The following is an 11,859-nucleotide window of genomic DNA, read 5'->3' on the forward strand; positions in this document are numbered from 1 at the left end:
TGGATCTGCCTGATTACTCAATTTTTAGTGTGTTAAAGTTGATTCCGGCCGGGGCTTGGGGCGTTTTCAGTTTCATGCTTTCCAGTGCGTCAACGACATGATCAGCGATGATCAGATTGCGATACCATTTTCGGTTGGCGGGCACGATATGCCAAGGTGCCTGATCGGTGCTGGTGGCGGCCATCATGGCCTCAAACGCCTCGATATAGCTTCCCCAGAATTTCCGCTCCTCGATGTCTCCTTCACTGAATTTCCAGCGTTTTTCCGGATTGTTGATGCGCTCTTCCAACCGTTTTTTCTGCTCACCCTTGGAAATATGCAGGAAAAATTTCACAATGACCGTACCACTTTCGGACAGCAATTCCTCGAATTCCTTAATCTGATCAAATCGTTGCTTGACCATCTTGTCCGAAATGCGTCCATGCACACGGGTGATCAGCACATCTTCATAGTGCGAGCGATTGAAAATGCCGATCTGGCCCTTGGCGGGCGCTTTCTGATGCACGCGCCACAAAAAATCATGATCGAGCTCTTCTACTGAAGGTGTTTTGAAAGTCACCACTTTGCAACCCTGTGGATTGACACCGGACATCACATGCTTGATCACACCATCCTTACCGCTGGTATCCATGCCCTGCAACACGATCAGCAGGGCGCGGTTGCCATTGGCGTACAAGCGTTCTTGCAATTCACTCAGCTTGCCGATCAATTTTTCTGTGGCAGCCTTGGCTTTTTCTTTGCCTGACTCGGTTTTTTTGTAATCACCGGTGTCGTCGGGATCAAAATGCGCTAGTGATAATTTGCTGTCGGGTTTTACATGGTAGTTTTTCATTTTTTCCTCTTTTTGCATTGTGCATATGCATATCGTACATCTTACCGGATGTCAGTGAGCGATCATCGGATATTCACATTCGACCGATTGGCCGAAGTGAATTTCAGGACATAGAAGCAGAGGGATCAGAACTTGGTGTTTCAACTTCCGGAAAAATACTCACCTGTGCGATGCCGTCGCTGCCGATCGTGCCGCGGTACATGCCTTTGGTGTTGAAACGCATGGCATAATTGCCTTTCGCGTCCAGTACGATCAAACCGCCATCGCCGCCGATAGCGGCGATTTCCGCTAACGTGTTATCCGCCGCTTCGGCAATTGGAGTATGCAGCAATCGCACCTGTGCTGCCGTGTTGAACGCGGCCGCAGCGCGGATGAACATTTCACCGGTGCCGGTCGCGGATACCGCCACCGAGCGATTGTCTGCGTAGGTTCCGGCACCGATGATCGGTGAATCACCCACGCGGCCGTAGCGCTTGTTGGTGAGCCCGCCGGTCGAGGTACCTGCGGCGAGATTGCCGTAGCGATCCAGCGCCACAGCGCCGACCGTGCCGCGTTTTTCATCGTTGCGGGATGGCGGTGGATCGTAATCGCTGTCGTGATCAAGCAGCACGCGGTTTTTTGCGATAGCTTTTTGCAACTGGTTCCAGCGAAATTCGGTATGGAAATAAGACGGGGCGACGATTTCCAATCCCTGCTCGGCGGCGAAGGCCTCGGCACCGGAACCCATCAGCATCACCAGTGCGCTTTTTGTCATCACCGCATGTGCGGCGCGGATCGGATTGCGAATCGTGGTGACCGCGGCAACAGCCCCCGCCATAAGGGTTGCACCCTCCATGATCGACGCATCCAGCTCATTGCGGCCGGCATGACTGAATACCGCACCCTTGCCGGCATTGAACAGCGGCGAATCTTCCAGCACCACGATCGCCGCAATCACGGCATCAACGCTGCTGCCACCTGCTTTAAGCACCGCATGGCCGGCTATCAGAGATTGTTCGAGCACCTGCCGATAGGCCTGCTCGCGTTCCGGCGTCAGCCTGCTGCGCGAGATAGTGCCGGCACCACCGTGGATGATCAGGCGGATGGGGGAATGATTGGCTGCAGTTATGTGCGTTTGTATTGTCATGAACAGCAGGATCAGAAGGGAAATCAGTGAAATGATAATTGTATCTTAAATCAACATGCTATCGAATCTGCCTCGATTCCTTATCCGTCATTTCCAGCACATCGTTTGCTGTGAGTTGCTGGCTCATATCACCGTCCCAAGTCGCGTTGAAGGGCAGTGTATTTTGCACGCGCGTGGCGCGGCCGAGATAGGCTTGCAACGTCATATCCGCTTGCGTAATGGGAATGGCGATGGCGCGCGGGTTACGGATGGCTTCGCTGAGCAGGGCTTGATTGATTTTGGCTTGAGGTCGCTTGTCAAGTTTTGCTTTGGGCGTTGAATGTGCGGTACTCAGCGATTTTTTGAGGAGTGTGTTGTGATTGCGTTTGTCGTCTTCCAGGATGGCGTAGGTCTGCAGATACAGCATGCGTTCGCGCCAGCCGAGCAGACGCGGTTGATTGACCACGCGCACCGGTGTACCGACCGGAACGGCATGGTAGATGGTCGCGATATCCTCGGGATACATGCGCAGACAGCCGTGACTGCCGCGCAGACCGATGCTCGGCGGTTTGTCGGTGCCGTGAATGGCGTAACTCGGCCAGTCAAGTTTCAATACGTGCGTGCCCATCGGGTTATCCGGCCCGGGTGGTACAACGGCAGGCAATGGATCGCCGTTTTTTTCGTGTTCTTTGCGAATGGAAAGCGGCGGTATCCAGGTTGGATTTTCCTTTTTGGAGGCGACCCGGGTCATACCTTCCGGTGTTTTCCATTCCACGCGTCCGATGCCGACCGGGTGGGTGATGACTTTTTGCGGTTCGCCGGGCTTGGCTTTGGGGTAATAGAACAGTCGCATTGCGGCGAGATTGATCACAATTCCCTGGCGCGGCGCATCGGGCAGCACGAACTGGGTAGGAATCACGATTTTGGTGCCGGCGCGCGGCAACCAGGGATCGACATGAGGGTTGGCACTCACGATTTCTTCGTAACCCAGATTGAAACGGCGGGCGATATCGGAAAGTGTGTCATCTTTGTTAGCGGTAATGACCTGCAAAGTACCGACGACATCGTCGCGGGCAGGGTCGAAGCTGAATTCATGACTGGCCAGCGGAATAGGCAGTGGTTTAGCTGCCGGAGTAGGCAATGCCGATTGCCCGGTTAAAAACGATTGGCAACCGCTCAGGAGGAAAAGGCCACCGAGCAACCCGCAGACTAGACCGTAACGTAACGATGATGAAAGTATTCTACTGATTTGAATCATGGAATCGCGAAACAATGAGGTAATCAATGGCACATCAATGTACAGGGTTTTTCCTCAGTGCTCAATAATTAGCAACAATTACTCAAACAGCAAGTGCAAGCACTGGAAAACAAACTGCATAAGCAACGTCACGATGCGCGCCATGAATTTGGCCTCGAATGCTGCAAAACTGTGAGCGTGGCTAACCTGCGTCGTAGTCTCAGGGCCGAACAGTCATCCTTCGAAAGAGACTTGATCGCGATGCAGCGAGACGTGCTCCCCAGCTTATGTTTGACCCCGGTTCGGTGTTAATATGTTCGACAGCCTGCTAATCTCATTCATTATATTTTGATCAAATTTTCAGAAGTAATTGGTGAACAATCACAATGTCCAAAATTTTCATTAATTACCGCCGCGATGATAGCGCAGCCCATGCTGGCCGTTTGTATGATCGGTTAGAGAGCCATTTTGGCCATGGCGTTATCTTTATGGACATAGACCAGATTGAACCAGGGGAAGATTTCATTGAAGTCATCCAACAAAAACTGGAAGCCGTACAAGTTGCTGTTGTTCTGATCGGAAAGCATTGGCTGGATATCACCGATGCTGCCGGGCAACGGCGCTTGGATAATCCGGATGATTTTGTGCGTCTTGAGATTGCCACCTTGTTGGAACGAAAAATACGCGTAATCCCGGTTTTGGTAGGCGGAGCTGTTGTACCCCAATCGTCGCAGTTACCCGAATGCCTGGCGCCACTGGCACGGCGCCATGCTTATGAAATCAGCGACCTTCGATTCCGAGCGGATGTCGATAAGTTCATTCAAATATTGGAAAAAGTTTTGAGTGCAAAGACGGCTTCGCTACCGTCGGTGCAATCAAATCTTTCCGGTATTGAGCGGTCCATTGAAACAAGACTTTCCTTCGAACCCGAAATGGTGCGTATACCACCCGGAAAATTCCTGATGGGATCGCATGAGACCGAATTCGGTCGAGATACTAGAGAAGGCCCACAGCATGAAGTTACCATTGCTTACGCGTTCGAAATCGGCAAATACGTGGTGACGTTTGACGAGTATGATGCATTTGTCAAAGCAACCAATCGACGATTGCCGGATGATGTAGGTTGGGGGCGGGGCAGGCGGCCTGTCATCAACGTTTCGTTCGAAGATGCACAACACTATGTGCAATGGTTGTCGCAACAAACCGGCAAGCAATACCGCCTGCCGACCGAAGCGGAATGGGAATACGCTGCCCGTGCGGGTACGCAAACTGCGTACTGGTGGGGGTCGGACATCGGGAAAAACAATGCAAACTGCTATGCTTGTGGCAGTGAATGGGATTACAAACAAACTGCGCCGGTAGGCTCGTTTAAACCGAATGCCTTCGGGCTTTATGATATCGCCGGCAATGTGTGGGAATGGGTAGAGGATTGCTGGCATGACAATTACCTGAATGCACCAACGGATGGATCAGCCTGGAAGGAAGCCAATGGCGGAGATTGTAAGCGCCGGGTGGTTCGGGGCGGTTCGTGGCTCAACGATCCGCAGTTCCTGCGGTCGGCTAGCCGTGTCAGGTACTACACCGATGTAGCCAGCGACGGCCTGGGTTTTCGTATCGCCAGGGCTTTGCGACTTTGATCTTTGTGCTTTGACCCTTTGCGGGGTGCAGGGGCGTAGCCCCTGCGGATTTGTTTTTTTGGGGTTTTGTAGGGCGGGTAAGCACAGCGTCATCCGTCAAGTATCTCAGCCATGTGGGGCATGAAGTGATTGACTCATTTTATAAAATGGTTTTCCGCTATGATTACGGGCAGTGCACACGCTGTTATTGGCGCGTTCTTCCCTGCCAGACACTTAAACCGATTTAATCTTCATATGCTACAAAAACTGACATTGTTGTTTCCGCTTTGGATGATACTGGCTGGTGCCATGGCTTTGATCTGGCCGGAGTGGTTGCTGCCATTGAACCAAGGATCAGTCGTGGTGTTGATTCTGGGTTTTATCATGCTGTGCATGGGGTTGACCTTGACCTTCGACGATTTTCGTCGAATTGCGCGCATGCCGAGATTGGTGGTAATTGGTTTTGCGGCGCAATATTCCATCATGCCTTTGCTGGCTTGGGGGATTGCGACCGGGTTGGATTTGCCAACGCATTTTGCGGTCGGATTGATTCTGGTAGGTTGCTGTCCTGGCGGCACGGCTTCGAATTTGGTGTCGTATATCGCAAAAGCCGATGTGGCGCTGTCCGTGGTGATGACTGTTTGCTCCACATTGGCAGCGGTGATTCTGACGCCATTACTGACGCAATTATTTGCGGGCAAACTGGTTCCGGTGGATACCTGGATGTTGTTCAAACAAACGCTGCAAGTTGTGATTCTACCCGTTGTATTGGGTGTCTTGCTGAATCGCTGGGTGCCGCAGCTGGTGCAGCGGGTGATGCCCGTTGCGCCGCTGTTATCCGTGCTGGGGGTGTGCGTGATCTGCGCGGTGGTGTTTGCAGCCAATGCCGCAACCATTCTCACGTATGGCGCTGAGCTGATTCTCGCGGTTGCGCTGTTGCATGGCGGTGGTTTTTTGATTGGCTATCAGTTTGCGCGGATCTTCGGTTGCGATACTCAAAGCGCACGGACTATTTCGATTGAAGTCGGCATGCAGAATTCCGGATTGGCGATCGTGCTGGCCAAACAGGCTTTCCCGATGCTACCCTTGGCACCGTTTGTGGGCGCGATTTCAGTGCTGATGCATTCTTTGCTAGGCAGTTCATTGGCGGCGTTGTGGCGGGCCAGATCATCCCAGCGCCAGCGCTAGTTTTTTCTTTCGTTATTCCCGCTCTCGACATATCATTCGTCTATCCATTTTCAAAGTAGACGGTTATGGCAAATATCGGTTTTATCGGTCTGGGCATCATGGGCAAACCCATGGCCGGGCATTTGATTAAGGGCGGGCACAGTTTATTCTTGCATTCGCGTAGCGGTGTGCCTGCAGATTTGGTTGCGCTGGGTGGCAGCGCTTTGGCTTCACCCAGGGAAGTGGCGCAGCATGCGGATATTATTATCACCATGTTGCCGGATACGCCGGATGTGGAAAAAGTGCTGTTTGGAGAAGATGGCGTGGTTGAAAGCCTGGCAACGCATTCTGATCAATCCAAGATCATTGTGGATATGAGTTCGATCTCGCCGCTGGCAACACGTAAATTTGCAACGCGAGTCAATGTGCTGGGGCATGATTATGTCGATGCACCGGTTTCCGGTGGCGATGTGGGGGCGCAGAATGCCACGCTGACGATTATGGTCGGTGCGAGTGCGGCGGTGTTCGATAGGATTAAGCCGGTTCTCGGATTGATGGGTAAGACGGTAACCCACGTGGGCGAAAATGGCGCCGGGCAGATTTGCAAGGTTGCCAATCAGATTATTGTGTCGGCAACGATCGAAGCCGTGGCTGAGGCATTGTTGTTTGCTTCCAAAGCAGGTGCTGATCCGGAAAAGGTGCGACAAGCGCTGCTCGGTGGTTTTGCGGCTTCGCGAGTGCTGGAGGTGCATGGGGAACGCATGATTAATCGGCGCTTTGAACCGGGTTTTCGTATCGAGCTGCATCAAAAAGATTTGAATATTGCATTGGAGAGCGCTGCCGCTTTGGGTGTGAGCCTGCCCAATACGGCCACCGTGCGTGAATTGTTTTCTGCCTGTCTCGCACATGGTGGCGCGAAATGGGATAATTCGGCGATTGTAAAAATGCTGGAAAAATTAGCCAATCACGAAATTCACAAACATCCGGAATAATTGCATGTCTCCTCAAGAACTTGTCAACAGTCTGCGGTCTTTTTTACCTCCTGAGGCGGTGCTGTATGAAACCGAAGATCTGAAGCCGTATGAATGCGATGGTTTGTCGGCTTACCGGCAATTGCCCATGGTGGTTGTGTTGCCGCAAAGTGAAGCACAGATCATTCAAATTTTACAGCTTTGTCATGCAACCCAAACGCCGGTTGTGGCGCGGGGTGCGGGTACGGGTTTGTCGGGCGGTGCACTGCCGCATGCGCAGGGTGTTTTATTGTCATTGGCCAAATTGAATCGAATTATCGCTGTCGATCCGCTGGCGCGGATGGCACGCGTGCAGCCGGGTGTCAGGAATCTGGCAATTAGTGAAGCGGCTGCTCCGCATGGTTTGCATTACGCGCCGGATCCATCGTCACAAATTGCCTGTTCAATCGGCGGCAATGTGGCGGAAAATTCGGGCGGCGTGCATTGCCTGAAATATGGTCTGACGGTGCATAATATTCTCAGATTGCGCGTTTTGACCATTTCGGGCGAATGTTTGGAAATCGGCGGTGAAAGTCTCGATAGTGCAGGGTATGATTTACTTGCGCTGATGACGGGCAGTGAAGGGATGCTGGGTATTGTTACGGAAATTACCGTGAAATTGATCCCGAAACCCGAAAAAGCGCAACTGGTGATGGCGGCATTTGACGATGTGCTCAAAGCGGGTAATGCGGTGGCGAATGTCATTGGCGCGGGTATCATTCCCGCTGGCATGGAAATGATGGATAAAATTACCATTCATGCGGTGGAAGAGTTCTTACACGCGGGCTATGACCTGGATGCGGCAGCTATTTTGTTGTGTGAATCCGATGGTGGCGCTGAGGAAGTGACGGATGAGATCCAACGCATTTATGCCATCATGCAGCAAAGCGGCGCGACTAAAATCAGTACTTCGCAGAATGAAGCCGAGCGATTGAAGTTTTGGGCGGGGCGTAAAGCGGCATTCCCAGCAGCAGGCAGGGTTTCGCCGGATTATTATTGTATGGATGGCACCATTCCGCGCAAGCATCTGGCCGATGTGTTGCGGGGTATCGAAGCACTGTCGCAGGAGTACGGGTTGCGTTGCATGAATGTGTTTCATGCCGGGGATGGCAATTTGCATCCATTGATTTTGTACGATGCCAATCAACCGGGCGAGTTGGAGAAGACGGAAGAATTTGGTGGCAAGATATTGGAGATGTGCATTCGTGCCGGTGGTACGATCACCGGAGAACATGGTGTGGGGATGGAGAAAATCAATCAAATGTGTGCACAATTCAGAACCGGTGAATTGGCGATGTTTCATGCGGTGAAAGCGGCGTTTGATCCCAGCGGATTGCTGAATCCCGGCAAAGCCGTGCCCACTTTGCATCGTTGTGCAGAACTGGGTGCGATGCATGTGCATCGGGGCGAGCAAAAATTTCCAGAATTACCGCGTTTTTAAAGTCCATGCAAGCCATGATTGATCAATATCAAACAGCCATTCGTACCGCGGCTGAACACAAAACCCCGCTACAGATATGCGGGAGCGGTACTAAGCATTTTTATGGCAATCCGGTCACCGAGCAAAGTAATACGCTGGATGCGACCGCGTATAGCGGCATTATTGATTACGAGCCGACGGAACTGGTGATCACAGCACGTGCCGGTACGCGCTTGGTTGATCTGGAAGCTGCGCTTGATCAACACGGACAAATGCTGGCGTTTGAGCCACCTCATTTTGGCGCAGCCGCTACGCTGGGTGGTTGTGTGGCTGCCGGTTTGTCCGGGCCGCGCCGTGCTGCTGCCGGTGCTGTACGCGATTTTGTGCTGGGGATCAGGATGCTGAATGGTCAAGGCGAGGATTTAAGCTTTGGCGGACAGGTGATGAAAAATGTTGCCGGTTATGATGTTTCGCGACTGATGGTGGGTGCTATGGGTACGTTGGGCATGTTGCTCGAAGTTTCGCTGAAAGTCCTGCCGAAACCGGCAGCTGAAATTACGTTGCGCATGCAATTGGATGAAATTGCAGCGATTGAGAAAATGAATCAATGGGCCGGTAAGCCGTTGCCGATTTCCGCAACTTGCCATGTGAATGGTGAATTGTTTGTTAGGCTCTCAGGCGCTGAGTCGGCGGTGCGCGCAGCTCAGGTAAAACTGGGCGGCGAAGAATTGAGTGAAAGCGGTGTCTTCTGGCAGTCGATACGCGAACAAACGCATGATTTTTTTCAATCGGCACAACCTTTGTGGCGTTTATCCATTCAATCAACGACTTCACCCTTGTTGTTACCTGGAAAGCAATTGATGGAATGGAATGGTGGTTTGCGTTGGTTCCTTGGCGATGAAAATGCGAGTGCGGAAACCATACGGAGAACAGCCAAAAATGCAGGTGGCCATGCTACTTTGTTTCGTCATAATGAATCTTGTATTCCTGTGTTTCATCCACTGGATACCGGTATGATGAGCATTCATCGTGCGCTGAAAGAAAAATTTGACCCGTCGGGAATATTTAATCCTGGCCGACTGTATCCCGAAATTTAAATGCAAACCAAACTCACTGATTTTATAAAAAACTCTCCGCAAGGACAGGAAGCGGATGCCATTCTACGTAGTTGCGTGCATTGCGGTTTTTGTCTGGCCACTTGTCCGACTTATCAGATTCTGGGCGACGAATTGGATAGTCCGCGCGGACGTATTTATCTGATGAAACAAATGCTCGAGGGCCAGCCGGTTACCCAAAAAACGCAATTGCATTTGGATCGTTGCCTGACTTGCCGTGCGTGTGAGACGACTTGTCCATCAGGGGTGCGCTACGGCGCATTGGTGGATATCAGCCGTGGCATGATCGAACAACAGGTAAAACGTGATGTGCAATCCGATGTTTTGCGTTATACGCTGCGCAAGTTATTGCCGAATGCATCAGTATTCAGCCTATTGCTTAAAGCAGGGCAGGTAGTGCGTCCGCTTCTGCCTGCAAGCTTAAAAAGAAAGATTCCAAGCAAACTTGGACACGCGAAAACATCATGGCCTGCGGTACGGCATGCACGCAAAATGTTGGTGCTTGATGGGTGTGTGCAACCGGCATTAGCGCCCAATATTAATGCTGCTACTGCGCGCGTGCTGGATCATTTGGGAATATCGCTGATTAAAAGCGCGGATGCTGGATGTTGCGGAGCAGTTACTTTTCATTTGAATGCGCAGCAGGAAGGACTGGATTACATGCGTCGAAATATTGATGCATGGTGGCCATCGATAGAGCAGAAGGAAGTTGAAGCGATTGTGGTAACTGCCAGTGGGTGCGGCGTGACCGTCAAAGAATATGGACATTTTCTGCAGCATGATCCGGTATATGCGGAGAAAGCGGTCCAAATATCAGCACTTGCCAAAGACATCAGTGAAATACTTCTTGCTGAGATAGAAAATCTTGAACGGTTGCTGGGTGGACAATATGTCAATGTGAGTAGAACAAGATTATCTTTTCATTCTCCGTGTACTTTGCAACATGGTATGAAGATTCGCGGTGTGGTGGAGAAAATTCTGAGCGCTGCCGGTTTTGATTTGACCGTTGTTCCCGATGCGCATCTCTGCTGCGGTTCGGCTGGTACTTACTCGATTCTGCAACCTGAATTGTCACAACAGTTGTTGAAAAACAAAATAGCGGCCTTGGAATCGTGTAAAACTGAGCAAATCGCTACCGCCAATATCGGCTGTTTGATGCATTTGCAGGGTGGTACAACAACGCCTGTCAGGCACTGGATCGAATTGCTGGATGAGCGGTTGCCCCACCCAGAGAAAGCGAACGATCTGAGGGTTGGATAGTTAAATATTTCCATTTCGATTAATATTCTAAATTTTTTGATATACAATCCCGAGCTTGATTGTTCGGGGTGACGTGACTGGGCATGCATCAATAGTTATAGATTTGGTTTACAGATGATAAATTTTGGAGAGAATATGAAGGTAGTTTCTACACGCAGTTGGGCAACAAAATTAAGTGGTGCGGTTTTGGCATCTTTTCTGGCTCTACCAGCGTACGCACAGTTAATGCTTGCGCATGAAGGGCATCATGATGCCGGTGGTTGCACAATTAAAACAGGTGAATTTCCAGTAACGTTCAGTGCTTATGAAGTCCCGGAAGGCGGAATTCCGCCAATGCATTCATTTTGCGAAAATTTGCCTAATACCGGCAAAGTGAATTTAACGATCGAGTTGCCGCATGAAGCACGCCAAATACCTCTGGCTGTACGTCTCGTCAAAGAAGGACATGAAGGTCATGGCGCTAAACCTAGCGCAGCTGCTGAACAGAAACCGGCTGATGCTGGGGATCATGCAGGTCATGAAGGTATGGAGCATGATGAACATGCGGGGCATGGTGCTGCTGAGCATGGCATTGTTTATATGCCTGCTGAGGAACATAGCTCTGGAATTATCGTGGTGGCAGCAAATATCCAAGAGAAAGGCCAGTATGCAGTTCAACTGGAAAAGAAAGATGATGCCGGCAATACTAAAACGGTCGTGCGTATTCCATTAAGTGTTGGAAAGGGTGGCGGTCATGGCAGTCATGGTGGCGGTTTCGGTGTGATGGAAATTGCATTGGTCGTTATTGTCGGCGGTGGTGCTGCAGCATATTATTTTATGCGTCGTAAAAAAGCGTCCGGAACCCAGGCTTAGTTGATTTTGTAGTGTGATTATTTGGCCGAGTACTGTTAGTCATGTTAATTACTGAATTAATAATTTTCTTTTGTCTGGAATCTTCTCGTATTAATCAATACAGTTGACTGAATTTATTAATAGAATAGTTGCGAGTAATTCCTGAGTATTTTTCGATAGGCAAAATACCTTGACAGTAAAGGATTGACTAAGTAGTCTAGGTGAGAGCAAGGGGAATAGGGTAGGAACTTGCGGAGAGAATAAGA

General features: G+C 50.8%; 10 protein-coding genes. 7 read left to right on the forward strand and 3 right to left on the reverse strand.

Going from position 1 to position 11,859, the window contains the following annotated elements; translation table 11 throughout:
- Positions 1-13: 13 nt before the first annotated feature.
- The 3 genes from Q0K92_RS09595 to Q0K92_RS09605 all read right to left on the reverse strand — a co-directional run bounded on the left by Q0K92_RS09595 (position 14) and on the right by Q0K92_RS09605 (position 3,195).
- A complete protein-coding gene (locus tag Q0K92_RS09595) occupies positions 14-832 on the reverse strand; it encodes a polyphosphate kinase 2 family protein (protein WP_297325583.1) in 819 nt (272 codons plus the stop codon).
- A gap of 103 nt (positions 833-935) precedes the next feature.
- A complete protein-coding gene (locus Q0K92_RS09600) occupies positions 936-1,958 on the reverse strand; it encodes an isoaspartyl peptidase/L-asparaginase (protein WP_297325584.1) in 1,023 nt (340 codons plus the stop codon).
- 58 nt (positions 1,959-2,016) lie between these two features.
- Positions 2,017-3,195, reverse strand: coding sequence for a L,D-transpeptidase family protein (locus Q0K92_RS09605; RefSeq protein ID WP_297325585.1), 1,179 nt, complete (start codon positions 3,193-3,195; stop codon positions 2,017-2,019).
- A 365-nt stretch (positions 3,196-3,560) separates the two neighbouring features.
- On the opposite strand from Q0K92_RS09605, the gene Q0K92_RS09610 reads away from it, so the two are divergent.
- The 7 genes from Q0K92_RS09610 (at position 3,561) to Q0K92_RS09640 (ending at position 11,614) form a co-directional block, all read left to right on the forward strand.
- Positions 3,561-4,811, forward strand: coding sequence for an SUMF1/EgtB/PvdO family nonheme iron enzyme (locus Q0K92_RS09610; protein WP_297325586.1), 1,251 nt, complete (start codon positions 3,561-3,563; stop codon positions 4,809-4,811).
- Positions 4,812-4,970: 159 nt separating this feature from the next.
- Positions 4,971-5,978 (forward strand): bile acid:sodium symporter family protein, encoded by a 1,008-nt coding sequence (locus Q0K92_RS09615; RefSeq protein ID WP_297325587.1) that lies wholly within the window; start codon positions 4,971-4,973, stop codon positions 5,976-5,978.
- A gap of 65 nt (positions 5,979-6,043) precedes the next feature.
- Positions 6,044-6,949, forward strand: a complete 906-nt coding sequence (locus Q0K92_RS09620) for a 2-hydroxy-3-oxopropionate reductase (protein ID WP_297325588.1) — start codon at positions 6,044-6,046, stop codon at positions 6,947-6,949.
- 4 nt (positions 6,950-6,953) lie between these two features.
- Complete coding sequence (locus Q0K92_RS09625; RefSeq protein WP_297325589.1) at positions 6,954-8,408, forward strand: FAD-linked oxidase C-terminal domain-containing protein; 1,455 nt, start codon at positions 6,954-6,956, stop codon at positions 8,406-8,408.
- Positions 8,409-8,413: 5 nt separating this feature from the next.
- On the forward strand, positions 8,414-9,484 hold the full coding sequence (gene glcE / locus Q0K92_RS09630) for a glycolate oxidase subunit GlcE (protein WP_297325590.1): 1,071 nt from the start codon (positions 8,414-8,416) through the stop codon (positions 9,482-9,484).
- Positions 9,485-10,762 carry a glycolate oxidase subunit GlcF gene (gene glcF, locus Q0K92_RS09635; protein WP_297325591.1) on the forward strand — a complete coding sequence of 426 codons (1,278 nt, stop codon included), beginning with the start codon at positions 9,485-9,487 and terminating at the stop codon, positions 10,760-10,762.
- Between the two features lie 135 nt (positions 10,763-10,897).
- On the forward strand, positions 10,898-11,614 hold the full coding sequence (locus tag Q0K92_RS09640; RefSeq protein WP_297325592.1) for a hypothetical protein: 717 nt from the start codon (positions 10,898-10,900) through the stop codon (positions 11,612-11,614).
- Positions 11,615-11,859: the final 245 nt, after the last annotated feature.

It is taken from the genome of Nitrosomonas sp. (genome assembly GCF_024282095.1).
Lineage (GTDB): Bacteria > Pseudomonadota > Gammaproteobacteria > Burkholderiales > Nitrosomonadaceae > Nitrosomonas.

Bases quoted from the DNA above. Each gene is read 5' to 3' on its own strand.
- Q0K92_RS09595 (WP_297325583.1), bottom strand. From the start codon at position 832: ATGAAAAACTACCATGTAAAACCCGACAGCAAATTATCACTAGCGCAT.
- Q0K92_RS09600 (WP_297325584.1), bottom strand. From the start codon at position 1,958: ATGACAATACAAACGCACATAACTGCAGCCAATCATTCCCCCATCCGC.
- Q0K92_RS09605 (WP_297325585.1), bottom strand. From the start codon at position 3,195: ATGATTCAAATCAGTAGAATACTTTCATCATCGTTACGTTACGGTCTA.
- Q0K92_RS09610 (WP_297325586.1), top strand. From the start codon at position 3,561: ATGTCCAAAATTTTCATTAATTACCGCCGCGATGATAGCGCAGCCCAT.
- Q0K92_RS09615 (WP_297325587.1), top strand. From the start codon at position 4,971: ATGATTACGGGCAGTGCACACGCTGTTATTGGCGCGTTCTTCCCTGCC.
- Q0K92_RS09620 (WP_297325588.1), top strand. From the start codon at position 6,044: ATGGCAAATATCGGTTTTATCGGTCTGGGCATCATGGGCAAACCCATG.
- Q0K92_RS09625 (WP_297325589.1), top strand. From the start codon at position 6,954: ATGTCTCCTCAAGAACTTGTCAACAGTCTGCGGTCTTTTTTACCTCCT.
- glcE (WP_297325590.1), top strand. From the start codon at position 8,414: ATGCAAGCCATGATTGATCAATATCAAACAGCCATTCGTACCGCGGCT.
- glcF (WP_297325591.1), top strand. From the start codon at position 9,485: ATGCAAACCAAACTCACTGATTTTATAAAAAACTCTCCGCAAGGACAG.
- Q0K92_RS09640 (WP_297325592.1), top strand. From the start codon at position 10,898: ATGAAGGTAGTTTCTACACGCAGTTGGGCAACAAAATTAAGTGGTGCG.